General features: G+C 68.7%; 22 protein-coding genes and 1 pseudogene. 14 read left to right on the top strand and 9 right to left on the bottom strand.

Translation table 11 applies throughout. The features are described from left to right. Positions 1–182: 182 nt before the first annotated feature. Positions 183–2,288, top strand: a complete 2,106-nt coding sequence (locus tag AC1DGC_RS11815; RefSeq protein ID WP_259207025.1) for a glycosyl hydrolase family 18 protein — start codon at positions 183–185, stop codon at positions 2,286–2,288. Between the two features lie 71 nt (positions 2,289–2,359). Here AC1DGC_RS11815 and AC1DGC_RS11810 read toward each other — a convergent pair whose 3' ends face one another. Continuing rightward, positions 2,360–3,154 (bottom strand): thioredoxin fold domain-containing protein, encoded by a 795-nt coding sequence (locus AC1DGC_RS11810; protein WP_259207028.1) that lies wholly within the window; start codon positions 3,152–3,154, stop codon positions 2,360–2,362. Between the two features lie 107 nt (positions 3,155–3,261). Next, complete coding sequence (gene xerD / locus AC1DGC_RS11805) at positions 3,262–4,239, bottom strand: site-specific tyrosine recombinase XerD (protein WP_259207029.1); 978 nt, start codon at positions 4,237–4,239, stop codon at positions 3,262–3,264. A gap of 70 nt (positions 4,240–4,309) precedes the next feature. On the opposite strand from xerD, the gene AC1DGC_RS11800 reads away from it, so the two are divergent. After that, complete coding sequence (locus AC1DGC_RS11800) at positions 4,310–4,786, top strand: RDD family protein (protein WP_478047923.1); 477 nt, start codon at positions 4,310–4,312, stop codon at positions 4,784–4,786. A gap of 25 nt (positions 4,787–4,811) precedes the next feature. On the opposite strand, the gene lptG is transcribed toward AC1DGC_RS11800, so the two are convergent. Together lptG and lptF are read right to left on the bottom strand one after the other, a co-directional pair. Beyond that, positions 4,812–5,918: an LPS export ABC transporter permease LptG gene (gene lptG / locus AC1DGC_RS11795; protein WP_259207033.1), complete on the bottom strand. Its 1,107-nt coding sequence runs from the start codon at positions 5,916–5,918 to the stop codon at positions 4,812–4,814. Further along, positions 5,915–6,994: an LPS export ABC transporter permease LptF gene (lptF, locus tag AC1DGC_RS11790; RefSeq protein ID WP_259207035.1), complete on the bottom strand. Its 1,080-nt coding sequence runs from the start codon at positions 6,992–6,994 to the stop codon at positions 5,915–5,917. The genes lptG and lptF overlap by 4 nt, the downstream gene beginning before the upstream one ends. A 104-nt stretch (positions 6,995–7,098) precedes the next feature. Here lptF and AC1DGC_RS11785 point away from each other — a divergent pair, with 104 nt between their 5' ends. The 5 genes from AC1DGC_RS11785 to AC1DGC_RS11765 all read left to right on the top strand — a co-directional run bounded on the left by AC1DGC_RS11785 (position 7,099) and on the right by AC1DGC_RS11765 (position 13,520). Next, positions 7,099–8,577 carry a leucyl aminopeptidase gene (locus AC1DGC_RS11785; protein ID WP_394163817.1) on the top strand — a complete coding sequence of 493 codons (1,479 nt, stop codon included), beginning with the start codon at positions 7,099–7,101 and terminating at the stop codon, positions 8,575–8,577. An 84-nt stretch (positions 8,578–8,661) separates the two neighbouring features. Continuing rightward, on the top strand, positions 8,662–9,087 hold the full coding sequence (locus tag AC1DGC_RS11780) for a DNA polymerase III subunit chi (protein WP_259207039.1): 426 nt from the start codon (positions 8,662–8,664) through the stop codon (positions 9,085–9,087). Positions 9,088–9,132: 45 nt separating this feature from the next. Then, entirely contained in the window at positions 9,133–9,321 is a 189-nt protein-coding gene (locus AC1DGC_RS11775) for a YqaE/Pmp3 family membrane protein (protein ID WP_259207041.1), read from the top strand. 42 nt (positions 9,322–9,363) lie between these two features. After that, on the top strand, positions 9,364–12,207 hold the full coding sequence (locus tag AC1DGC_RS11770; protein ID WP_478047922.1) for a valine--tRNA ligase: 2,844 nt from the start codon (positions 9,364–9,366) through the stop codon (positions 12,205–12,207). A 488-nt stretch (positions 12,208–12,695) separates the two neighbouring features. Beyond that, positions 12,696–13,520, top strand: coding sequence for an EamA family transporter (locus AC1DGC_RS11765; RefSeq protein ID WP_394163815.1), 825 nt, complete (start codon positions 12,696–12,698; stop codon positions 13,518–13,520). Positions 13,521–14,068: 548 nt separating this feature from the next. Here AC1DGC_RS11765 and rimI read toward each other — a convergent pair. From rimI to pssA, 3 genes are read right to left on the bottom strand one after another with little or no spacing between them, the layout of a single operon-like run. Then, entirely contained in the window at positions 14,069–14,566 is a 498-nt protein-coding gene (gene rimI, locus AC1DGC_RS11760; RefSeq protein WP_259207046.1) for a ribosomal protein S18-alanine N-acetyltransferase, read from the bottom strand. Then, a complete protein-coding gene (locus AC1DGC_RS11755) occupies positions 14,563–14,967 on the bottom strand; it encodes a hypothetical protein (protein ID WP_478048002.1) in 405 nt (134 codons plus the stop codon). The genes rimI and AC1DGC_RS11755 overlap by 4 nt, the downstream gene beginning before the upstream one ends. 56 nt (positions 14,968–15,023) lie before the next feature. After that, positions 15,024–15,803, bottom strand: a complete 780-nt coding sequence (gene pssA / locus AC1DGC_RS11750; protein ID WP_259207048.1) for a CDP-diacylglycerol--serine O-phosphatidyltransferase — start codon at positions 15,801–15,803, stop codon at positions 15,024–15,026. A 124-nt stretch (positions 15,804–15,927) separates the two neighbouring features. Here pssA and AC1DGC_RS11745 point away from each other — a divergent pair, with 124 nt between their 5' ends. The 3 genes and pseudogenes from AC1DGC_RS11745 to AC1DGC_RS11735 form a co-directional block, all read left to right on the top strand. After that, on the top strand, positions 15,928–16,308 hold the full coding sequence (locus AC1DGC_RS11745) for a DUF4124 domain-containing protein (protein WP_259207052.1): 381 nt from the start codon (positions 15,928–15,930) through the stop codon (positions 16,306–16,308). Between the two features lie 119 nt (positions 16,309–16,427). Next, on the top strand, positions 16,428–18,119 hold the full coding sequence (locus AC1DGC_RS11740; protein WP_259207053.1) for a proline--tRNA ligase: 1,692 nt from the start codon (positions 16,428–16,430) through the stop codon (positions 18,117–18,119). Between the two features lie 154 nt (positions 18,120–18,273). Beyond that, a pseudogene (locus AC1DGC_RS11735) lies at positions 18,274–18,645 on the top strand (H-NS histone family protein); the annotation flags it as partial. A 407-nt stretch (positions 18,646–19,052) separates the two neighbouring features. Here the strand turns inward: AC1DGC_RS11735 and AC1DGC_RS11730 are convergent. Then, positions 19,053–20,312 carry a threonine/serine exporter family protein gene (locus tag AC1DGC_RS11730; RefSeq protein ID WP_259207057.1) on the bottom strand — a complete coding sequence of 420 codons (1,260 nt, stop codon included), beginning with the start codon at positions 20,310–20,312 and terminating at the stop codon, positions 19,053–19,055. A 102-nt stretch (positions 20,313–20,414) separates the two neighbouring features. On the opposite strand from AC1DGC_RS11730, the gene AC1DGC_RS11725 reads away from it, so the two are divergent. From AC1DGC_RS11725 to AC1DGC_RS11710, 4 genes are read left to right on the top strand one after another with little or no spacing between them, the layout of a single operon-like run. Beyond that, on the top strand, positions 20,415–21,527 hold the full coding sequence (locus AC1DGC_RS11725) for an ABC transporter permease (protein ID WP_259207059.1): 1,113 nt from the start codon (positions 20,415–20,417) through the stop codon (positions 21,525–21,527). A gap of 3 nt (positions 21,528–21,530) precedes the next feature. Beyond that, complete coding sequence (locus AC1DGC_RS11720) at positions 21,531–22,361, top strand: ABC transporter ATP-binding protein (protein ID WP_259207061.1); 831 nt, start codon at positions 21,531–21,533, stop codon at positions 22,359–22,361. A gap of 3 nt (positions 22,362–22,364) precedes the next feature. After that, positions 22,365–23,291 (top strand): MlaD family protein, encoded by a 927-nt coding sequence (locus tag AC1DGC_RS11715; RefSeq protein ID WP_259207063.1) that lies wholly within the window; start codon positions 22,365–22,367, stop codon positions 23,289–23,291. Further along, positions 23,288–23,962 carry an ABC-type transport auxiliary lipoprotein family protein gene (locus AC1DGC_RS11710; protein ID WP_394163814.1) on the top strand — a complete coding sequence of 225 codons (675 nt, stop codon included), beginning with the start codon at positions 23,288–23,290 and terminating at the stop codon, positions 23,960–23,962. Before AC1DGC_RS11715 ends, AC1DGC_RS11710 begins: the two co-directional genes overlap by 4 nt. Here the strand turns inward: AC1DGC_RS11710 and AC1DGC_RS11705 are convergent. Continuing rightward, the gene (locus AC1DGC_RS11705; RefSeq protein ID WP_259207066.1) at positions 23,925–24,515 is read right to left on the bottom strand and encodes an alpha-ketoglutarate-dependent dioxygenase AlkB family protein; all 591 of its coding nucleotides are present in this window, start codon (positions 24,513–24,515) and stop codon (positions 23,925–23,927) included. The genes AC1DGC_RS11710 and AC1DGC_RS11705 overlap by 38 nt on opposite strands. Positions 24,516–24,604: the final 89 nt, after the last annotated feature.

Here is a 24,604-nt window from a genome sequence, read left to right as displayed (position 1 = left end):
CCGAACCTTGCGCTGGCTCACGGATTGATCCGGGAATGCATGACAACGTTATCACCACCTGGCCCACGGCCAGGTCCTTGTCCGCCCCCTGCTGTTGCCGGCCTCTCCCCGGCGCCCGGACCTGCTGCACGCGGGCCGCCCCACCCGGCGGCCCGCGCCCATCACTAGATCGGAGTAAGACCATGCCTGACCCGATGATGCGCAGTGCGGTGACATCGATATCCCTCCATGCGGCGGGCCGCCGCAAACGCTGGTTGCTGGCCCTGGCCCTGGCCACGGCGGCCACCACGCCCACCCTCGCGCTGGCCGCCAACTGTACCGGCGCGCCGGAATGGAACCCGGCGGTGATCTACCTCTCCGGCACCACCCTGCAGAAGGGCGGCGTGCTGTACCGGGCCAACCAGGACATCTGGAACGCCCCGCCCGACCACCCGGCCGGTGCGCCGTACTACACCAACCTCGGCGCCTGCGATGGCAGCGGCAGCAACCAGCCGCCCAGCGTCAGCCTGACCTCACCCAGTGCCGGGGCCAGCTTCAGCGCCGGCAGCAGCATCACCGTCAGTGCCAACGCCAGCGACAGCGATGGCACCGTGAGCAAGGTGGAGTTCTTCCGCGGCGGCACCTCGCTGGGCATCGACACCAGTGCGCCGTACAGCGTGACGTGGACCAACGCGAGCGCCGGCAGCCACACCTTCAAGGCGGTGGCCACCGACAACAACAACGCCGTGACCTCCTCGGCCACGGTGAGCGTGACCGTCACCGCGGCCAGCAACGACACCACCCCACCCAGCGTCCCCGGCGGGCTGGCTGCGCCGTCGAAGACCGCCACCACGGTCAACCTGGCCTGGAGTGCGGCCACCGACAACAGCGGCGGCAGCGGCGTGGCCGGCTACGACGTGTACCGCAACGGCAGCCTGGTCGGCTCGCCCAGCGCCACCCAGTACACCGATGGCGGCCTCACCGCCAGCACCGCCTACACCTACACCGTGCGTGCGCGCGACAACGCCGGCAACGCCTCGGCACAGAGCGGCGCGATCAGCGTGACCACCTCGGCCGGCGGCGGCGGTGGCGGCGCCAAGCGGGTGATCGGCTACTTCACCCAGTGGGGCATCTACGGGCGCAACTACCGGGTCAAGAACATCGACACCAGTGGCTCGGCCGCACGCCTGACCCACATCAACTACGCCTTCGGCAACGTGCGCAACAACCGCTGCGAAGTGGGCGTCACCCAGGCCTCGGACCCGAACACGGGCGTGGGCGGGGATGCCTTCGCCGATTACACCAAGGCCTTCGGTGCCGGCGAGAGCGTGAGCGGTGGCGCCGATACCTGGGACCAGCCGCTGCGTGGCAACTGGAACCAGCTCAAGCAGCTCAAGGCCAAGCACCCGAACGTGAAGGTGCTGATCTCGCTGGGCGGCTGGACCTGGTCGCGCGGCTTCTCCAGCGCGGCACAGCCGGCCAACCGCCAGGCCTTCGTGGCCTCGTGCATCGATGCCTACATCAAGGGCAACCTGCCGGTCACCGACGGCGCCGGTGGCGTGGGCGCGGCGGCGGGCGTGTTCGACGGCATCGACATCGACTGGGAATACCCGGTGGCCTGCGGGCTGAGCTGCGGCACCCCGGCCGACAACGCCAACTACACCGCGCTGCTGGCCGAGTTCCGCCGCCAGCTCGATGCGGTGCGTCCGGGGTTGTTGCTGACGGTGGCGGTGGGCGCGGGCATCGACAAGGTGCGCGTGACCGACCCGGCCGCGTACCACCCGTACCTGGACTTCATCAACGTGATGACCTACGACTTCCACGGTGCGTGGGACCCGCAGACCAACCATCACTCGGCGCTGTTCGACTCCCCGGCCGATCCGTCCACCGGTGACCAGAAGCTCTACAACAGCAACGATGCGATGGAGGCCTTCCTCAGCCGCGGTGTGCCGGCGTCCAAGTTGAACCTCGGCATCGGCTATTACGGGCGTGGCTGGACGGGCGTGGCCAGTGGCAACAACGGCCTGTACAAGAGCGCCAGCGGCGCGGCGCCGGGCACTTACGAGGCCGGCATCGAAGACTGGAAGGTGCTCAAGAACCTGGCCTGGCCGGGCTATACCGACACCGTCGCCAAGGCCACGTGGATCTCCAACGGCACCACCTTCTGGAGCTTCGACACCCCGGCGATGGTCACCGAGAAGATGGGCTACGTGAAGGCCCAGGGGCTGGGCGGCGCGTTCTTCTGGGAGTTCAGCGGCGATGATGCGCAGGGCACGCTGACCAAGGCGGTCAGCGACGGCCTGAACTGACCGGGCGCCGGCCCCTGACCGGGCCTACCCCGTAACGACAACGCCCCGGCCATGCCGGGGCGTTGTTGGTTTCAGCGGCTGCCGCCGGCGGAGATCCGCTCCAGCGCGGCCTTCATCTGCGCCGGCGGGACGTAGCCACCGAGCTGGGTGCCATCGGCGGCGAAGATCGCCGGGGTGCCGTTGACGCCGATCTGCTGGCCCAGCGTGTACTGCATGGCCACCGGGTTGGTGCAGTTCTTCGGCGCGACCGGCTTGCCGGTCTTGGCCGCGGTCAACGCCTGCTTGCGGTCGTCGGCACACCACACCGAGATCATGTCGGTGTAGTCCTGGCTGCCCAGGCCCATGCGCGGGAAGGCGAGGTATTCCACGCTGATCCCGTTGCGGTTGAGCTCGGCGATGTCCTGGTGCAGCTTGCGGCAGTAGCCGCACTCGATATCGGTGAACACGCTGACCGTGTACTTGGCATTGGGCGCGGCGAATACGATGCGCTCGCTTCGCGGCACCTTTGCCAGCAGCTTCTGGCGGTAGGACAGCAGGCCCGCACTGCTCACCGGCGCCTTGTTCTGGATGTCGTAGGGCTGGGACTGCATCAGGTAGCGCCCGTCATCGGACACGTACAGCACCTGGCCGCCAACCAGCACTTCGCGGAAGCCGGGGAACGGCGCTGCACCGATGAAGTCCGGCTGGAACTTCGGGTCCAGGGTCAGCAGCGCGCTGCGCACGCGCTGGTCGGCAGTGCCGCCGGCCGAGGCGGCCGTGCTGGCCGGGGCCGCGGCGCCCTTGCTGGCGGCCGGAGCGGAGGGCTGCTGCGCACAGGCAGTCAGGCTGAGCGCGCCGAGGAGCGCGGCAAAGGCAACACGGAGCATCGAGCGATCCGGGGGGAAAGAAGGTAGCGCTGATTCTCGCACAGCCACCCGGCGCCGCAGCTGGACCGCGACGGAACAGTGACGTGCAGCGGCTCCCGCCACCGCACTCAGCCCCGTGGGTGGTGCTTGGCGTGCAGCTTCTGCAGGTGTTCACGCGCCACCAGGGTGTAGATCTGGGTGGTGGACAGCGAACTGTGCCCCAGCAGCATCTGCAGCGCGCGCAGGTCCGCGCCGCGGTTGAGCAGATGGGTGGCGAAGCTGTGGCGCAACCCATGCGGACTGATCCGCACCGGGTCGATCCCGGCCAGCACCGCGTACTTCTTGACCAGTCCCCAGAACTGCTGGCGGCTGAGCGGCTCCAGCGAGGGGGCCAGGAACATCGGCACCGCGCCATCGGCGGCCACCGGCACCGCCCGCTTGCCGGCCAGCAACGGCCGCGACTCGGCCAGATAACGTTCCAGCCAGTGCTGCGACTCCTCGCCCAGCGGCACCAGCCGCTCCTTGCTGCCCTTGCCGGTCACCCGCAGCACGCCCTGGCGCAGGTTGACCGCGTTGGCCGGCAACTGCACCAGTTCGCTGACCCGCAAGCCGGCCGCGTACATCAGCTCCAGCATCGCCCGGTCGCGCAGGCCCAGGGGCGTCTCCACGTCAGGTGCGCCCAGCAGCGCGTCGATCTGGCTCTCGGCCAGGGCCTTGGGCAGCAGGCGGGGCAACTGCGGCGGATCCAGCAGGGCGCTGGGGTCCTCGTTGCGCTGACCGCGGCGCACCGCATCGGCGAAGAACGCGCGCAGCGCCGACAACAGCCGTGCGTTGCTGCGCGGCGACCAGCCATGCCGCGCCCGCCAGGCCAGGTAGTCGAACAACCCCGCGCGGTCGATTGCCCCCAGCCCGCCGCCCGCCCCATCGCGCCAGCGCGCCACCCCTTCCAGATCGCGCCGATAGCTGTCCAGGCTGGCCCGCGCCAGGCCATGCTCGGCCCAGATCGCATCGAGGAAACGCTGGATCAGGATGTTGTCGTCATCGCGCAACGGCGGAAGCTGCTGGACCAACTGGCGGCGCAGCGCGGGAGTGGAGGCATCGGACATGCCGCCAGCATACGGAGCGACGCCGGCCGCGGCCATCGAAGCCGCGCCGATGCACAGGTATGCTCGGCCGATGGCCACCACCCCCGCTCCCGCCGCGCGCACCGACCGCCCCGCCAGCCTGCTGCTGTGGCGCCTGCTGGCCCTGCTCTACGACCTGTTCCCGGCACTGGCGCTGTGGATGCTGGTCGGCACCCTGTTCACCGTGGCCTATACGCTGTCCGGCCATGCCGAACGCGAGAACATCCCGGCCTTCAGCGCCCTGCAATGGCTGCTCTGGCTGTGCTGCTGGATCGTCACCGGTGTGTACGCCACGCTCAGCTGGCGCCGCGGCGGCCAGACCCTGGGCATGCGCCCGTGGCGGCTGCAGGTGGTCAACCCCGATGGCAGCGCCCCGACCCGCCGGCAGCTGTGGCTGCGGTATGCGGTGGGCACGCTCTCGGTCCTGCTCGGGGGCCTCGGCCTGTGGTGGGCATTGATCGACCGCCACCGGCTGGCGTGGCATGACCGTGCCAGCGGCACCCGGATCCGGCGCCTGCCCAAGCGCTGATCGCGCCGCCGGGATCAGCCCGGCCTCATCCGGACTTGCGTCGGAACAGCATCCCCGACACCGCCAGCATCACGATCGGTGGCAGCGCGTAGGCAATCCGGTAATCGAACTTCAGCGCGCCGGCCATGCGCCCGAAGAACAACTGCAGCAGCCAGAAGCCCAGTGCGAACAGGATGCCCAGGAACAGGCGCTTGCCCATGCCGCCGCTGCGCAGCGAGCCGAAGGCGAACGGCACCGCCGCCAGGCACAGCGCCAGCACGTTGACCGGGTAGAACCAGCGGCTCCAGTAGATGTCCTCGTAATCGCGCGCATCCAGCCCGTTGCGCTTGCGGTACTCGATGCTGGTGCGCAGGTCCATCGCGGTCAGGTTGCGCGGCTTGGATATGCCGCTGGCCAGCGCCGCCGCATCCAGCCGTGAATTCCACGGCTCGGACTCGACCGTTTCACGCGTGGCCGAACGCTCGCCAAAGGTATCCCGGCGCACTTTCTTCAGCACCCAGCCATCACTGCCATGCTCGGCCGACCCGGCATAGGTCAACGAGGCAAGCCGGCCATCGTCGCCGATCTTGTACAGGCGCACGTCGCGCAGCACCAGCTTGGTCCCGCCACCGGGCAACAGCTGCTCATCGCCCGCGCCGGCATTGAGGAACGTATCGCCCTCGCGCGCCCAGACGCCCGAGTAACGCGCCACGGCCATGCTGTTGCCCCACTTGGCGCTCATCTTGATGTCGTCGGCACGGCTCTGCGCCCACGGCGCCAGCGTCTCGCCGCTGAACACCATCACCGCCGTCAGCAACGACAGCGCGATCGCCACCGATGCGCTCAGACGCTTGCGCGACAGGCCCAGCGCGCGCAGCGCGGTCAACTCGGAGGTCGCCGCCAGCTGGCCCAGGCCCATCAGCGAGCCGATCACCGCCGCCGTCGGGAAGAAGGTGTAGGCCCGGCGCGGCACCGTGTACAGCACCCAGGCCGCCGCATGGCCCAGCGTATAGCTGCCCTTGCCCACGTCCTTGAACTCGCCGGAGAAGGCCATCACCACGTCCAGGCCCACCAGCACCGCCCAGGTCAGCAGCACGGTGCTGAACACCGCCCGGCCCAGGTAAACGTCAAACCGCATCGGGCGAAGCTTCATGCGGTCCTCCGCGGGCGCGACAGCTTGCCATCACGCAGGTACATCCAGATCGCCAGCGCCAGCAGTGGCAGGCTCAGCCACCACAGTCCGACGCTGCCGGACAATTTGCCATCGGCGATCCAGCGCGTGCCGATGAACATCAGGTTCATGCCCACCATGTAGGCCAGGAAGGCCAGCATCATGCGGCCGTAGCGCTGTTGCCGCGGCGAGCTGCGCGCCAGCGGCAGGGTCATCAGCGCGAAGGCCAGCGCGATCAGCGGCGGGGTGATCCGCGAATGCAGCTGCGCCTGCGCGGCCGGACGTTCATCGCCGAACAGCCGGCTGGTCGGCAGCAGCTCCGGGTCGTCCTTCTCGCGGGTATCGGCGCCGTCGGGCATGGCCACGTCGTTGCGCGCGAAGGTCATCAGGCGGTAGTCCAGCGCGCCGGCGGCCGGCCCTTCCACCTGGTGGCCATCTTCCAGCTCCAGATAGCGTTGGCGGGCGCCCTCGAAGAACATCCGGCCGCGGTCGGCCGAGACCACCTCGATGCGGTCGTCCTTCTGGCGCTGCATGAACACCTTGCCCAGCTGTGTGCCATCGGGCGACACCGAGGACAGGTAGACCACCCCGCCGTTGGGCAGCGTGGTGAACTTGCCCGACTCCAGCCCGGCCATGACCACGCTGCGGTTGGCCTCCTCGATCATGGTCTCGCCGGTGCGGTCGGCCCACGGCCCCAGCCACAGCGAGCACAGCCCGATCAGGGCCACCACCGGCAGCACCAGCATCAGCACCGGGCGCAGCAGCCGCTTGGGCCCCACCCCGATGGCGGTCAGCACCGCCATTTCCGAGTCCCGGTACAGGCGGGCCGTGGCCAGCAGCAGGCCCAGCATCAGCGCCAGGGGCAGGATCAGCGGCATGTACACGATGAACTGCAGGCCCAGCTGGGAGAACAGCAGGCGGGCGGGCAGCCGGCCATCGGCGATGTTGCCGAGGATGTCCACCAGGACACCGCCGACGCTCACCACCAGCAATACGATGAGGGTGGCCAGGAAACTCTGGACGAAATCACGCAGGAGATAGCGATCGAGCTTCGACATGGGGCGGTGGTTTAAACTCTCGGATTCGTTCGCGGTGCTGCCCAGTCTACTGACGGGACGTAAACAGCTCGCGATTGTACGGATTTGCCAACGGAATCTGATCAATGGCCCTGGAATTCACCCTGAACCACGCAGCGCCGGCCTCGGCCGCGTTCGATTGCGTCATCGTCGGCGCCTTCGCCGACCAGACCCTGAGCCCGGCGGCGCAGGCCCTGGACACCGCCGCCGGGGGTCGCCTGTCGGCCCTGCTGGCCCGCGGCGACGTCGGCGGCAAGACCGGCAACACCACGCTGCTGCACGACCTGCCGGGCGTGACCGCTCCGCGCGTGCTGGTGGTCGGGCTGGGCGAGCCGGCCAAGTTCGGCGTGCCGCAGTACCTCAAGGCGGTGGGCGATGCCAGCCGCGCGCTCAAGGCCGGGGTCAACCACCACGCGCTGTTCACCCTGAGCGAGCTGGAGGTCAAGGGCCGTGATGCGGCCTGGAACATCCGCCAGGCGATCATCACCGCCGACCACGCCGCCTACCGCTACAGCGCCACGCTGGGCAAGAAGAAGGTCGACGAACCCGGCCTGACCACCCTGGCGGTCGCTGGCAGCGACACCGAGGCCCTGGCCCAGGGCCAGGCCATCGCCGCCGGCGTGCAGTACGCCCGCGAGCTGGGCAACCTGCCGCCGAACGTCTGCACCCCGGCCTACCTGGCCGAGTCGTCCGTCGCCTTCGCCCAGGCCCATGACGGTGCCGAGGCGGAGATCCTGGACGAGGCGCAGATGGAAGCGCTGGGCATGGGCTCGCTGCTGGCCGTGGCCCGCGGCTCGGCCAACCGCCCGCGCATGATCGTGCTGAAGTGGCGCAACGGCGGCGACGCCAAGCCCTACGTGCTGGTCGGCAAGGGCATCACCTTCGATACCGGTGGCGTCAACCTGAAGACCCAGGGCGGCATCGAAGAGATGAAGTACGACATGTGCGGTGGCGCCAACGTCATCGGCACCTTCGTCGCGGCGGTCACCGCCAGGCTGCCGCTGAACCTGGTGGTGGTGGTGCCGGCGGTCGAGAACGCCATCGACGGCAATGCCTACCGTCCCTCGGACGTGATCACCTCGATGTCGGGCAAGACCATCGAAGTGGGCAACACCGACGCCGAAGGCCGCCTGATCCTGTGCGACGCGCTCACCTACGCGCAGCGCTTCGAGCCGGCCGCGCTGGTCGACGTGGCCACCCTGACCGGCGCCTGCGTGGTCGCCCTGGGCCACCAGACCGCCGGCCTGATGACCAAGCACGACGACCTGGCCAACGAACTGCTGGCCGCCGGCGAGCACGTGTTCGACCGCGCCTGGCGCATGCCGCTGTGGGACGAGTACCAGCCGATGCTGGATTCGACCTTCGCCGACGTCTACAACATCGGCGGCCGCTGGGCCGGCGCCATCACCGCCGGCTGCTTCCTGTCGCGCTTCACCGACGGCCAGCGCTGGGCCCACCTGGACATCGCCGGCGTCGCCAGCGACGAAGGCAAGCGGGGCATGGCCACCGGTCGCCCGGTCGGCCTGCTGAGCCAGTGGCTGCTGGACCAGGCCGCCCGCGCCTGATGCTGTCCCGATCGCGGCCGCCGCACGGCGGCCGCGGTCCTGCCCGGCCCGCGCCGGGCCTTTCCCTCCGTTCCTGGCCTGCCCATGTCCCGTGCTGATTTCTACCTGATCGCCAAGCCCCGCTTCCTCACCGAGCCCCTGCGCCTGGTCTGCGAGCTGGCCCGCAAGGCCAATGACGCCGGGCTGTTCACCCTGGTGCTGGCACGCGACCAGGCCCAGGCCGAGGAGCTGGACGAGCTGCTGTGGGCATTCGACAACGATGCCTACATCCCGCATCAGATTGCCGGCGAAGACATGGACGAGGAAGAGGCCCTGGTGCTGATCGCCGTGCCCGGCACCCCGGCCCCGGCGCGTCCGCTGGTGATCAACCTGCGCGACGACCCCTACCTGGCCGAGTGTGACCGCGTGCTGGAAGTGGTGCCGGCCGACCCGGAAGCGCGTGAACCGCTGCGCGAGCGCTGGCGCCAGTACAAGGCCCTGGGCTTTGACCTGAACAAGTACGACATGTAACCGGCGCGGCGCCCGCCGCGGTGCCGCTGCCTACCGGAGCCCTTGATGCGCCTGCTGATCGCCCTGATCTTTCCCTGGTTCGCCTTCTTCACCATCGGGCGCCCGTTCGCAGGCATCCTCTGCCTGATCCTGCAGATCACCCTGATCGGCTGGCTGCCCGCGGCCATCTGGGCCGCGTATGCGGTCTCGCAGTTCCATACCGACCAGAAGATCCGGCGCGCCCTCGGCCGCTGATCTTCCGGAACCCCATCTCCCGTCTTCGATCCTGGTTCCCGCATGACCCAACTCGCCTCCAGCTACGACCCCACCTCCTTTGAAGCCGAGTTGTACGACTCGTGGGAGAAGGCCGGCCATTTCAAGCCGTCCGGCAAGGGCGAGCCGTACACCATCCTGCTGCCGCCGCCGAACGTGACCGGCACGCTGCACATGGGCCATGCCTTCCAGCAGACCCTGATGGACGCGCTGGTGCGTTACCACCGCATGCGCGGCTACGACACCTTGTGGCAGGTGGGCACCGACCACGCCGGTATCGCCACCGAGATGGTGGTCAGCCGCAACTTGGCGCTCGAAGGCAAGGGCGAGACCCGTGACTCGCTGGGCCGCGAAGGCTTCATCGGCAAGGTCTGGGAGTGGAAGCAGCAGTCCGGCGACACCATCGAACGCCAGATGCGCCGCCTCGGCACCTCGGCCGACTGGTCGCGCAGCACCTTCACCATGGACCCGCAACCGTCCGAAGCGGTGATCGAAGCCTTCGTGCGCTGGCACGAACAGGGCCTGATCTATCGTGGCCAGCGCCTGGTCAACTGGGACCCGGTGCTGAAGACCGCCATTTCCGACCTGGAAGTGGAGAGCGCCGAGGAAGACGGTTTCCTGTGGTCGATCGCCTACACGCTGGACGAAGGGCTGAGCTACGAGCACGTCGAGCGCGATGCCGATGGCGTGGAAACCCTGCGCGAAACCCGTGATTACCTGGTCGTTGCCACGACCCGCCCGGAGACCCTGCTGGGCGACACCGCGGTGATGGTGCACCCCGAAGACGAGCGCTACCTGCACCTGATCGGCAAGCACGTGGTGCTGCCGCTGACCGGTCGCCGCGTACCGGTGATCGCCGACGACTACGTCGACCGTGCGTTCGGCACCGGCGTGGTCAAGGTCACCCCCGCGCATGACTTCAACGACTACCAGGTGGGCGTGCGCCACGACCTGCCGATGATCAACCTGTTCACCCCGGTGGCGGCGATCAACGAGAACGCGCCGGAGCGCTTCCAGGGCCTGGACCGCTACGAGGCGCGCAAGGCCGTGCTGGGCGAACTGGAGGACCTGGGCATCCTGGTGGAGACCAGGGCGCACAAGCTGCAGGTGCCCCGCGGTGACCGCACGGGCCAGGTGATCGAGCCGTACCTCACCGACCAGTGGTTCGTGAAGATGGACGAACTGGCGCGGCGTGGCCTGGAGCTCGTCGAAGGCACCGATGGGCAGCCGGGCGCGATCGGCTTCGTGCCACCGAACTGGATCAACACCTATCGCCACTGGATGGCCAACATCCAGGATTGGTGCATCAGCCGCCAGCTGTGGTGGGGCCACCGCATTCCGGCGTGGTTCGATGCCGCGACGGGCACCTGCTACGTGGGCCGCAGCGAAGTGGAGGTGCGCGAGAAGAACGCACTCGGCGCCGAGGTCGTGCTGCGCCAGGAAAGCGACGTGCTGGAGACCTGGTTCTCCTCGCAGCTGTGGCCGTTCTCCACCCTGGGCTGGCCCAACGCGCAGGCGATGGCCGAGCGCGGCTTCGACCGCTACCTGCCGTCGTCGGTGCTGGTCACCGGCTTCGACATCATCTTCTTCTGGGTGGCGCGCATGATCATGGCCACCGACAACCTGACCGGGAAGATCCCGTTCAAGGACGTCTATTTCACGGGCCTGATCCGCGATGGCCAGGGCCAGAAGATGTCCAAGAGCAAGGGCAACGTGCTCGACCCGCTGGACATCATCGACGGCATCAGCATCGACGACCTGGTGGCCAAGCGCACCGGCGGGCTGATGCAGCCGCGCATGGTGGAGAAGATCGAGAAGGCGACCCGCAAGGAATTCCCCGAGGGCATCATCGCCCACGGTGCCGATGCGCTGCGCTTCACCATCGCCGCGCTGGCCACCCACGGCCGCGACATCAAGTTCGACATGAACCGCGCCGAGGGCTACAAGAATTTCTGCAACAAGCTGTGGAACGCCAGCCGCTTCACCCTGATGAACACCGAGGGCAGCAGCTTCACCGGCGTGCCGAAGCCGCGTACCGATGCCGAACGCTGGATCCTGGCGCGCCTGGCCGCGGTCTCGGCCGAGGCGCAGGGCCACTACGCCACCTACCGCTTCGACCTGCTGGCGCAGTGCCTGTACGAGTTCGCCTGGAACGAGTTCTGCGACTGGTTCCTGGAGCTGAGCAAGCCGGCGCTCAACGCCGGCGACGCCGCCGATGCCGACAGCACCCGCCACACCCTGCTGTACGTGCTCGAAGCGCTGCTGCGCCTGCTGCACCCGCTGACCCCGTTCATCACCGAGCAGCTGTGGCAGCAGGTGGCCCCGCGCCTCGGCCTGGCCGAGGCCACCCTGTCGCTGCGCCCCTACCCCACGGCCGCCGAGTTCGCGGGCGATTTCGCCCAGGCCGAGGCCGACGTGGAGTGGCTGAAGGGGACGATCAGCGCCCTGCGCCGCGTCCGCAGCGAGCTCAACGTGGCGCCCTCCAGGCTGGTCCCGCTGCGCCTGCTCGGCGGGCTGGAACTGGACCGTGCGCGCGTGCAGCGCTACAGCGCGTCGCTGTCGTTCCTGCTGAAGCTGGAGAGCATCCAGTGGCTGGATGACGCGGCCAGCGCGCCGCCGGCCGCGGCGGCGATCGTCGGCGAGCTCAAGCTGCTGGTGCCGCTGGAAGGGCTGGTCGACCTGGGTGCCGAACGCGCCCGCCTGGACAAGGAAATCGCCCGGGTGGAGTCGGAGAAGGAAAAGAGCGAGACCAAGCTGGCCAAGTTCACCGACAAGGTGCCGGCGGCGGTGGTCGAGCAGGAGCGCGTGCGCCTGGTCGAGTGGACCGCACAGCTGGCCGGCCTGGTCGAGCAGCGCGCCAAGCTGTAAGCACGGGAGCAGCGCGCCACGCCATGCGTGGCGCCTCCCAGCACGGTTTACGTGCAGCCACCCATGGGGTGGCTCTACCCGGATACCTGATAGGCGGGCCTCGGCTGGAGGATAGCGCCACGCCATGCGTGGCGGCCTCCCGGGCCGGTCTACGTGCAGCCACCCATGGGGTGGCTCTACCGGATACCTGATAGGCGGGCCTCGGCTGGAGGGTAGCGCCACGCCATGCGTGGCGCCTCCCAGCACGGTTTACGTGCAGCCACCCATGGGGTGGCTCTACCCGGATACCTGATAGGCGGGCCTCGGCTGGAGGATAGCGCCACGCCATGTGTGGCGCCTCCCGGGCCGGTCTACGTGCAGCCACCCATGGGGTGGCTCTACCCGGGCCGATGGCGGACAGGGTGCCGGCGCGCGCGGCAGACGATACGATGCCCGCGCATCTGCGGCATCATGCGGGTTCGTCCACGCAATGACTGTCCGCAGACACGATGTCGCTTTCTCTCTTCTGCATCGTGCTGTTCGCGGCACTGTTGCATGCCAGCTGGAACGCGATCGTCAAACGGGGTCGCGACACGCTGCTGACCACGATCCTGGTCACCGGCTCGGCGGCGATCCTCGCTGCGATCGGCCTGCCGTTCCTGTCCGCCCCCGCACCGCAGAGTTGGCCGTGGCTGGCGGCATCGACCGCGCTACAGGTCATCTACTACGCGCTGGTCGCCCGCACCTACCAGCTGACCGACATGAGTGCGTCATACCCGCTGATGCGTGGCTGCGCGCCGCTTCTCGTCGCGCTGGTGGGCACATGGTTCATTGGCGAACGCCTGGCGTGGATCGCCTGGGCCGGCATCGCGCTGATCTGCGCCGGCATCCTCTGCATGACGCGTGGCATCTCGCGCCATCACCTGTGGTTGCCGCTGCTCAACGCCGGTGTCATTGCCACGTACACGCTGGTGGATGCCTGGGGCGCGCGTCACTCCGGAGCGGCGCTGAGCTACACGCTGTGGCTGTTCCTGTTGTCGGGCCTGCCCTTGCCGATCTGGGCGCTGTGCACGCGTGCCGCCGCGCTGCGCACGTATGCACGTGCCAACTGGCATTACGGGGTGGTCGGCGGCGTCGGCACCCTCACCTCCTACGCGCTGGCGCTATGGGCGATGACGGTCGCCCCGGTGGCGATGATATCCGCGCTGCGCGAGACCTCGATCCTGTTCGGCATCCTGATCTCGGCATTCCTCCTGCATGAGCGGGTCACCCGGCAGCGCTGGATCGCGGCGGGGTTGATCGTGCTGGGGGCAGCGGTAGTGAGGCTCGCATAACCCATTACCACGCACAACCCGCCGAGCGCCGGACGCAGATCCAGCGAAGCAAGACGCCGATGGTAGAGCCGAGCCATGCTCGGCTGCCGCAGCGCAGCTGCGGCAATCCTCCGACGGGCGATGACGGCGGCGCCACCGGGTGCGTGTCGGCCTGGGATGCACGCGCCGTCAGAGCGGCGGCATTGTCTGGATGTCGTCCTCGACCAGCTCCATGGCCATCAGACGCAGATCCAGCGAAGCAAGACGCCGATGGTAGAGCCGAGCCACGCTCGGCTGCCGCAGCGCAGCTGCGGCAATCCCCCGACGGTCGATGACGGCGGCGCCACCGGGTGCGTGTCGGCCTGGGAGGCACGCGCCGTCAGAGCGGCGGCATTGTCTGGACGTCGTCCTCGACCAGCTCCATGGCCATCAGACGCAGATCCAGCGAAGCAAGACGCCGATGGTAGAGCCGAGCCATGCTCGGCTGCCGCAGCGCAGCTGCGGCAATCCCCCGACGGTCGATGACGGTGGCGCCACCGGGTGCGTGTCGGCCTGGGATGCACGCGCCGTCAGAGCGGCGGCATTGTCTGGATGTCGTCCTCGACCAGCTCCATGGCCATCACCAGCGCATCCTCGCGCCCATCGCGGGCCGGGTAGTAGCGCGGGCGTCGACCGATCTCGTTGAAGCCTTCGCTGTGGTACAGCGCCACCGCCGGGGTGTTGGACGGGCGCACTTCCAGGAACACGCGGTGCGCACCGTGGTCACGCGCCAGCTTGACCAGCGCGCGGAACAGGTACCGCCCCAGGCCGCGCGATTGGGTATGCGTGTCCACGCAGACGTTGAGCACGTGCGCCTCGTCGGCGGCGATGCTCAGCACGCCGTACCCCACCAGCACGCCGTCCTCTTCCAGTGCCAGCGCCGGGTAGCCGGCGCGCAGGCAGTCCACGAAGATGCCGCGCGTCCACGGGAACGGATACCCGCGCAGCTCGATCGGCATCAGCGCATCCAGGTCGGCCTCGCGCAAGGCGCGCAGGGCGACCGGACGCGGCGAGCTCACCGCGCTCACGCACGGCCCCGCTTGCGCAGCGCGCGCAGTTGCGGCCACAGCGCGCGCTTGGCCGCGGCATTGCCGCGCAGCTCGTCCAGGTTCCAGCCAGCCATCAGCGCCTGGGTATCGGGCTCGGCCGGATTGCAGCCGGAGGCACGCAGCAGCGCGATCTGCAGGCGATCGGGCATGCGTACCGCGGTCCGGCGCCCGGGGGCGGCGCTGCGCGCAGGGGGCGCAGCGGCGGGGGCCACCGGCTCGCTGGGCGGTGCGGCGCTGCGCCGCGGCGGGGCCGCCGCCGCCGCGTCAGGCGCGGCCACCACGGCCACTGGCGCGGGCGGCGCAACAGCCACGCTGAGCTCGATCGGTGCACTGGCAGCCACCTCGTCGACCTGGGCATCCACGAACACCGTATAGCCCATCGCCTGCAGCCACGACTGCTGCGCGGGCGACCACAGCGGCGGCAGGCCGGTCTCGCTCACGCGCTTGGCTCGGCCGTCTTGCGGGTCCGCTGCCACAGCCAGAAACCCGGCCCGGACAGGGCGTAGACCACGCCCACCGCGAACAACACGCGCGGCAGATCGATCACCATGATCGCGATCGCGATCGGGACCAGGGCCAACGCCAGGAACGGCACACGGTCGGCGCGCGGGCCCTTCTGGCCGCTGCCCTTGAAGCTCCAGAAGCGGATCCGGCTGACCATCAGCAAGGCCGCCACCAGGGTGACGCCCAGGGCCACGTAGCGCAGCTGGTTGCCGTCCCAGCCCAGGTTGCCATCGGCGAAGGCCCAGACGAAGGACATCATCAGCCCGGCCGCGGCCGGGCTGGCCAGGCCGATGAACCAGCGCTTGTCGACCACGCTGACCTGGGTATTGAAACGGGCCAGGCGCAGGGCGGCGCAGGCCGCGTACAGGAACGCCACCGCCCAGCCGACCCGGCCCATCACCGGATCGTCGAACTTCAGCCACGACAGCGACCAGTGGTACATCACCAGCGCCGGGGCCATGCCGAAGCTGACCAGGTCGGCCAGCGAGTCGTACTGCACGCCGAATTCGCTGCTGGTGCCGGTCAGCCGGGCCACGCGGCCGTCCAGGCCGTCCATGACCGCGGCCACGAACACGGCGATGGCGGCATTGACGAAGTCGCCGTTGGCCGCGGCGATGATCGCGTAGAAGCCGGCGAACAGGCCCGCGGTGGTGAACAGGTTGGGCAGCAGGTAGATGCTGCGGTTGCGCGGCGGGGGTTTCATCTCATCCATGCGGCCAGTTTAGTGGGTGCGGTGGCCTTTGGGGCAGCCCGGGCACCCGCCCGTCGCCGCCGGCTTGCCAGCGCCCGGCCGGGATGCTGCAATCGCCCCCCTGACCTTGATGCCCGGAGTTGCCATGCGTGCCCTGCCCTCGCTGTGCTGCCTGCTGCTGCTCGCCAGCGCCTCGGCCACTGCCGGAACCGTCTACAAGTGGAAGGACGCCAAAGGCGTGACCCAGTATTCGGAGAAGGCCCCGACCGGCCAGAAGTACGAATCGCGCGAGGTGGACACCCGCGCCCCGGTGGCCCGCGCGGCGCCTGTCGCCGAGGCGCCGGCCGAATCGGCCGATTGCACCACCGCACGCAACAACCTGACCCTGCTCAACGGACAGGGCGCAGTGATGCAGGACACCAACGGCGACGGCAAGGCCGACAGCCCCCTCAGCCCGGAACAGCGCAGTGCGCAGAAGGACCTGGCCAACGCGGCGATCAAGGTCCACTGCAAGCCGGCCGGCTGAGCCGGCCCCGGTCGGCGCCGCGGCATCGGGGGCGCTTCCGGCCCGCCCGGCCGGCGTGATGGGCAGGGCGGCGGCTGGGCTGGCAGAATATCGGCTTCTGCCGTTCAGCGAAGCCGACGATGCGCCTCTCCCAGTTCCACCTGCACACCACCAAGGAAACCCCCAGTGACGCGGAGCTCACCAGCCACCGCTTGATGCTGCGCGCGGGCATGATCCGCAAGCTGGCCTCGGGGTTGTACACCTGGTCGCCGCTGGGCCTGCGCGTGCTGCGCAAGGTCGAGCGCATCGTGCGCGAGGAAATGGAGCGCGCCGGCGCGGTCGAATTCCAGATCCCGACCATCCAGCCCAAGGAACTGTGGGAAAGCACCGGGCGCTGGGAAAAGTTCGGTCCGCAGCTGCTCAAGATCAAGGATCGCAAGGAGCAGGTGTTCTGCTACAGCCCCACCGCCGAAGAGGCCGCGGCCGACTTCGCGCGCCAGGAGCTGTCCAGCTACAAGCAGCTGCCGGTCAACTTCTTCCAGATCCAGACCAAGTTCCGCGATGAGATCCGCCCGCGTTTCGGGGTGATGCGCGCCCGCGAGTTCCTGATGAAGGACGCCTACTCCTTCCACCTGCACGACGACTGCCTGGTGCGCGAGTACGAAAACATGAAGGCGGCCTACAGCCGCATCTTCACCCGCCTGGGCCTGGATTTCCGCATGGTGCAGGCCGACTCGGGCGCGATCGGCGGCGACGCCTCGCAGGAATTCCACGTGATCGCCGAGTCCGGCGAAGACGCGCTGGTGTTCTCCACCGGCTCGGACTACGCCGCCAACATGGAAGCGGCGATCGCCGCTGCCCCGGGTGAGCGCCCGGCCGCCAGCGAGGCGCAGCGCAAGGTGGAGACGCCGACCCAGAAGACCTGCGAAGCGGTGGCCGCGCTGCTGGGCCTGGGCCTGGAGCGCACGGTCAAGTCGATCGCGATCATGAGCACCGATGGCTTCGTGCTGGCGCTGGTGCGCGGCGACCACGAGGTCAACGAGATCAAGCTGGGCAAGGTGGCCGGGTTGCAGGGCTACCGCATGGCCAGCGAGGCGGAGATCGCCACGCACCTGGGCAGCGAACCCGGCTTCCTGGGCCCGCTCAACCCGGCCCAGCCGATCCGCATCGTCGCCGACCGCGACGTGGCGGCGCTGGCCGACTTCGTGGTGGGCGCCAACGAGGCGGGTTTCCACATCGCCGGGGTCAACTGGGGCCGCGACCTGCCCGAGCCGGAAGTGGCCGACATCCGCAACGCGAAGGAAGGCGACCGCGCCGCCGATGGCGGCGAGCTGAAGATCGCGCGCGGCATCGAAGTCGGCCACGTGTTCCAGCTGGGCCGGCAGTATGCGCAGGCGCTCAAGGCCACCGTGCTGGATGAGAACGGCAAGGCGGCGGTGATGGCGATGGGCTGCTATGGCATCGGCATTTCGCGCATCGTCGCCGCAGCCATCGAACAGAACCACGACGAGGCCGGCATCATCTGGCCGGCCGCGATGGCGCCGTGGCAGGTGGTGGTGTGCGTGATCAACCCGAAGCAGGACGAGGCCGTGGCCACCGCCGCCGCCGAGCTGCTGGCGCAGTTGCAGGCCGCGGGCCTGGATGCGGCGCTGGACGACCGCGGCCTGCGTCCGGGCCAGATGTTCGCCGACATGGAACTGATCGGCGTGCCGCACCGGGTGGTGGTGTCCGAGCGCGGCCTGGCCGCCGGCACCTACGAATACCGGTCGCGCAGCGCCAGCGAGGCCGAGAGCCTGGACCGCGACGCCCTGCTGGGCCGACTGGCGGGTTGATCAGGAAAAGCCGGGTGGAATATCCCGGCTTTTCTTTTGCTTGCGGCGATTGAATATGCCGGTTAACTCTGTGCAGCATCCGGCTGGATATGTATGCTGTCGCGCAAGCCAAGGACTGGCCCACCCCGTCCTTAATTAGATTCCGGAGCAGTTGATGAGTATTGACCTGAGTGGCCTGTCCGCCAAAGAGCTGGGCGCCCTGATCAAGAACGCCAAAAAGCAGCAGACCATCGTGGCCAAGCGCCCGGCGGTGACCAAGGTGCGCGCGCAGCTGACCAAGCTGGCCAAGGCCCACGGTTATTCGATCGAGGAAGTGTTCGGTGGCGCCGCCCCGACCCGCGGCCGCGCCGCGAAGGCAACCAAGGCCCCGGCCAAGAAGGCCGTGCGCAAGCTTGGCAAGGTGGCCCCGAAGTACCGCAACCCGGCCAACCCGAAGGAAACCTGGACCGGCCGTGGCAAGCAGCCGCGCTGGCTGGCCGCGCTGACCACCAAGGGCAAGAAGGTCGAAGAGTTCCTGATCAAGAAGTAATCGTCTCCGGTTTCATCGGAAACTGAAAACGGAAAACGCCGGCGCGATGCCGGCGTTTTTTTTGGTCTGCGCGTTTTTCAGCTGCGCGAAGGGCCGTTGCTGGAGCACTGCAGGATCAACGACTGGCGAGTGCGTGCCCTGCTGGCTTGGGCGGGTACGGGTGGGTTGGCGGGACACGCCGTAAATACGTCCGTGTAGGCTCGCATGCGCCATCCATGGCGCATGACGGTCCCGCCAACCCACCCGCACCCACCCGTTGACAGTGTGCTGGTGCGCAACGGAAAGCGGGCCACCAAGCGCTTTTTCGCCGCTGTCTTTTCGATGGCCACATCCCCGCCCAGCCACGGGACAAGCGGCCCTGCGCTCTGACACGCCTACAAGAAACCCCAAAACCCCAACACCCGTCAGAGATTCTTCCGCGCCGGAATCAGCAGATTGCCAAACAGCAAGCCGGCCACCAGCGCCATCACCACGTTGAGGACGGTCATCAGCACGGTCTGGCCGGCGCTCATGTCCTGCTGCTGCACCAGCGTCAGCACGCCGCGCAGGCTGGTACTGCCGGGCACCAGCATGATGATGCCGGGCAGGCGGATGATCGCGCCCGGGCGCTGCACCAGCCGCCCGAACAGATTGCCGGCCGCGGTCATCAGCATCGCCGACATGAAAATACCCGCCGGCAGTCCCCAGGCCTGCCCGGCGAATTTGGAAATCGCGTAGCCGGCCACCGAGGCCGCCATCACCCACGGATAATCGCGGCGGTTGGCCTTGAAGAGCATTGCGAACGCGAACGCCGCCAGCAGCAGCGCGCACCACTCCACCCAGTCGGCCTGCGGGCGCGACGCGCGTACGTGCGGCTCCAGCCCGATGATCCCCGACAATGTCACCGCGATCACCGCACCCACCGTCAATTTGAGGATCGTGGTGATCGCCCCGGCAAACCGCGCCGTGCCCGACACCCAATGCTGGCTGGCCAGCTCGTTGACCGCATTGGTCAGCGACATCCCGGGCAGCATGACCACCAGCGAGGCGATGATGACGGTATTGAGATTGAGCGGCCCCAGGAACGAGGCCACCAGCGCCGCCACCGTGCCCGCCAGCAACGCCGCCAATGCCTCGCTCGCCTCGCGGCTGGCCGGGCGCCGATCGGTGTACAGCGTCATCACCCCGATCAGCAGGCCGATCACCCCGGCGGTGGCGATATCCAGCCACGGCAACTTCCACAGCCCGGCCACGCCGGCCGCGCCCAGGCTGTAGGACAGGATCATCCGGATCTTGCCGCGCCGGCCCGGGTCCTTGTCCAGTTGCCGCAGGGCGGTATGGCCCTGGGCGATGCTCATGCTGCCGGTGGCCACCGCATCGGTGATCTGGTCGGCGATGCTGAGTTTATGCAGGTCATTTTCGCCCGGTGCCAGCCGGATCACGCGGGTGATGTCCGACGAACCGATCGCCTTGGTCGGGTCGCTGAAACTCAGGATCAGCCCGGTCGGGTTCGACCAGGGCTCGCAGTCCAGGTCCAGCCGCTGCGCCAGCGCCACCACCGCCGCCTCCAGCCGCTGCGCGGTGGTGCCGTAACTGTGCAGGCGCCCGGCGATTTCCGACACGAACGCCACGCGCTGCGCATAGGTGGCCTGGGGGGTGGCAATGGTGGCGGTATCGACGGACATGCTTCGTAGTATTACCCGAAGCCCGCCCCGGCTGAACAATCATGTCGCAACGCACACACTTGATGTCGACACGGACAAGGTATGCTGCGCGCAGGACGCCCCATGACGCCAACCCAAGCCCCCCATCTCGAACTGGATGCGCAGGATTCCGGCCTGGTCCGGTTGTCCGGCCACTGGACCCTGCATACCGCGCTGGACGCGGCCGAAGTGCTGCGCGGCATTCCCGATGCGCTGACCGGCATCGACGCCAGCGGCATCACCCAGCTCGATTCGGCCGGCGTGCTGCAGGTCCTGCGCGTGGCCCGCCGCGCCGACCTGGCCGACGAGGCGTTGCAGTTCCGCGAGGAACACCGCGCACTGGTCTGCACCATCGAGGAGGTCGCCGACGACCGCCCGCGGTCCAAGCGCGACTTCGGCGTGCTGGCCGCGCTGGAGCGCCTCGGCGTCAGCGTGCACGGCATGGGCCACAACATCGTCGCCCTGGCCAGCTTCCTCGGCGAGAACCTGGTCAAGGGCGCACGCCTGATCAAGGAGCCACGTCGGTTCCGGCTGACCGCCACCGTGGCGCAGATGGAACAGGTGGGGCTGGATGCGGTGCCGCTGGTGGCCCTGCTCTCCTACCTGGTCGGTGCGGTGATCGCCTTCCTCGGCTCGACCATCCTGCGCGATTTCGGCGCGGAGATTTACGTCGTCGAGCTGGTCAACATCGCCTTCCTGCGCGAGTTCGCCGTCCTGCTCACCGCGATCGTGCTGGCCGGCCGCACCGCCAGCGCCTTCACCGCGCAGATCGGTGCGATGAAGGCGCGCGAGGAAATCGATGCGATGCGCACCCTCGGCCTGGATCCGATCGACCTCCTGGTGCTGCCGCGCCTGGTCGCCCTGCTGATCACACTGCCCCTGCTGACCTTCATCGCGATGGTCGCCGGCCTGGCCGGTGGCATCACCGTGGGCGCGTTCGACCTGGACATCCCGCCGCAGATGTACATCGCGCGGATGCACGAGACCATGGAAGTACGCAACATGCTGGTGGGCCTGTCCAAGGCGCCGGTGTTCGCGCTGGTGATCGGCCTGATCGGCTGCCTGGAAGGCCTGAAGGTCGAAGGCACCGCACAGTCGGTCGGCGAGCGCACCACCTCCAGCGTGGTGCAGGCCATTTCGTTGGTGATCATCCTCGATGCGTTCGCCGCGTTGTGGTTCATGAAGATGGGCTGGTAAGCGATGACCACCGAGACCGCCGCGCTGGCCGCACCCGAGGACACCACCGGCGATGACGCCGGCCTGGCCATCCGCGTACGCGGGCTGACCAACCGCTTCGGCGCGCAGACCGTGCACGATGGCCTGGACCTGGACGTGCGCCGTGGCGAAATCCTCGGCGTGGTCGGCGGCTCGGGCACGGGCAAGTCGGTACTGATGCGCAGCATCCTCGGCCTGCGGGTGCCCGATGCCGGCCAGATCGAGGTGCTCGGCGTGGACGCGCGCTCGGACGATCCGGCCAGCCGCCTGCACATCGAACGCAATACCGGGGTGTTGTTCCAGGACGGCGCGCTGTTCTCCTCGCTGACCGTCGGCGAGAACGTGCAGGTACCGCTGAAGGAACACCACCGCGAGCTGCCCGAGCGCTGGCATTACGAGCTGGCGTTGCTGAAGGTGAAGCTGGCCGGGCTGCCGGCCGACGCGATCAACAAGCTGCCCTCGCAGCTGTCCGGCGGCATGCGCAAGCGCGCCGGCCTGGCCCGGGCGCTGGCGCTGGACCCGCCGCTGCTGTTCCTGGACGAGCCCACCGCCGGCCTGGACCCGATCGGCGCGGCCGCCTTCGACCGGCTGATCAAGACCCTGCAGGAAGCGCTGGGGCTGACCGTCCTGCTGATCACACACGATCTGGACACCCTGTATGCGATCTGTGACCGGGTGGCGGTGCTGGCCGACCAGAAGGTGATCGCCAATGCCCCGCTGCACGAGATCGAACAACTGGACCACCCGTGGATCCAGGAATACTTCCACGGACCGCGCGCGCGTGCTGCGCGCGATGCAAAGCACGAGAGCGAGTAAGCCATGGAAACCAAAGCCAATTACGTCCTGATCGGCGCGTTCACCCTGGTGGTGGGGCTGGCGCTGCTGGCCTTCGGCCTGTGGGCGGCCAAGTACTCCTCCGACCGCACCTGGACCGAGTACCGGGTGGTGTTCCGCGAGGCGGTCACCGGCCTGTCGGTCGGCAGCCCGGTGCAGTACAACGGCATCGCGGTGGGCTCGATCACCGAGCTGAACCTGGTCCCGGACGACCCGCGCCAGGTGGTCGCGCGCATCCGCCTGAACTCCAATACCCCGGTCAAGACCGACACCCGCGCCAAGCTGGCGATCACCAGCCTGACCGGCCCGTCGATCATCCAGCTCAGCGGCGGCACCCCGCAGGCCGCGGCGCTGACCGCGGTCAACAAGGACCCGGCGCCGATCATCCCGACCACCCCCTCGGCCCTGCAGAACATCACCGACGTGGCCAACCGCATCGTCGAGCGCATGGACCAGGTGTTGAGCGACCGCAACGTGGCCAGCATCAACGCCACCCTGGCCAACCTGGAAACGATCAGCGGCGGCCTCGCCGACCGTGACCAGGGCACCCAGGCGCTGCTGCTCAGCGCGCGCGATGCCGCGCGCAGCCTGGATGTGACCCTGAAGAGCACCAATGGCACCATCCAGCGGCTGGACCAGAATCTGGTGCAGCAGTTGCCGCCAATCCTGGACAAGCTGGAAACCACCCTGTCCAAGCTGGATTCGGCCGCCGGCAGCGCCGATTCGATCCTCGGCGAGAACCGCGCGGCGATCAACAGCTTCGCCAACGACGGCCTGGCCCAGCTCGGCCCGACCCTGACCGAGCTGCGCGGACTGATCCGCGACCTGCGCCGGGTCAGCGACAAGCTGGACAACAACCCGGCACGCTATCTGCTGGGCCGCGACGCGCCCAAGGAGTTCGAACCCAAATGAGCCGCCCGACCCTCACCCGAATCCTCCTGCCGGTGGCGATGATCGCCACCCTCGGCGGCTGCTCGCTGCTGGGCAGCAATGAACGCAGCGCAGTGACCATCTATTCGCCGATCGTGCGCATCCAGGCCGATCCCGGCTGGCCAAAGGTCGACTGGCAGCTCGTCGTGGTCAAGCCCAGCGCCGCGCGCGTGGTCGACAGCCCGCGCATCAACGTGCGCCCGTCGCCGTCCGAGCTGGAGGTGTACAAGGGCGTGAGCTGGGCGCAGCCGGCCACCGACATGCTGGACGACGCGCTGGTGCGCGGCTTCGAGGATTCCGGCCGCGTCGCCGGCGTCGCCCGTGCCACCACCGGCATTCGCGCCGACTACAAGCTGGCCCTGGACGTGCGCCGCTTCGAGGCCGACTACCGCGGCCAGGCCACCCCGGCGGCGCTGATCGAGGTCAACGCCAAGCTGATCCACGTGATCGACCAGCGCGTGGTCGCCGACCGCACCTTCCGCCAGGAACAGCCGGTGCCGACCACCGCTACCGCCGATGTGGCGCGTGCCTTCGAGCAGGGCCTGCAGGCCATGACCACCGAGCTGGTGGGCTGGACGCTGGTGACCGGCCAGGCCGACTACCAGCAGGCGCAGGTCATGCCGAGCCGGCTGCGTCAATCCAGCGGAAGGTGAGGTTGATGCGCTCGGCCAGCGGCCGCGCGCTTTTCGGCAGGGCATGCTGGTAATGGCGCTGGGTCTGCCCGCCCATCAGCAGCAGGTCGCCATGCCCCAGCGTCACCTCGGCCTTGCGCGCGTGGTCCTCGCGTCGGCGCAGCAGGAAACGACGTTCGGCGCCCAGGCTCAGTGACGCGATCATTGGCGTCGGCCCGAGCTCGGGCTCGTTGTCGCTGTGCCAGCCCATGCCGTCATCGCCATCGCGGTAGCGGTTGAGCAGCACGCTGTTGAACGGCGTGGCGCAGAACGCAGCCAACCGCTCGCGCAGCGGCAGCAGCGCCGGGTGCCATGCTGCCGGCACGAAGTCGGTGCCCGAATAGCGATAGCGCGCGGCCGGGTCGCCCATCCAGCAACTCAGCCGCGGCGAGTCGACCTGGCGCCCGAACATGCGGATGCGGTGCACCTCCCACGGCACGTCCTCGCGCAGGGTGCGCTGCAGGGCATCGGCATCGGCGGCGGCAAGCCAGTGGCGGTGCCAGTGCACCTGCGCATCGGGAAGGTGGAGATCCATGGATGAACGCTAGCACGCGGCGATTTGCCGGTGCGCGGGCAAAGCCCGAGAATGCCCCCACCCGTTGGAGCGCTGGAGCCCGCATGCCT

The sequence above is a fragment of the Stenotrophomonas sp. 05N37 genome (assembly GCF_056397365.1).
Note: the sequence above shows the minus strand (reverse complement) of the source record. Positions and strands in the feature narration are given on the sequence as shown.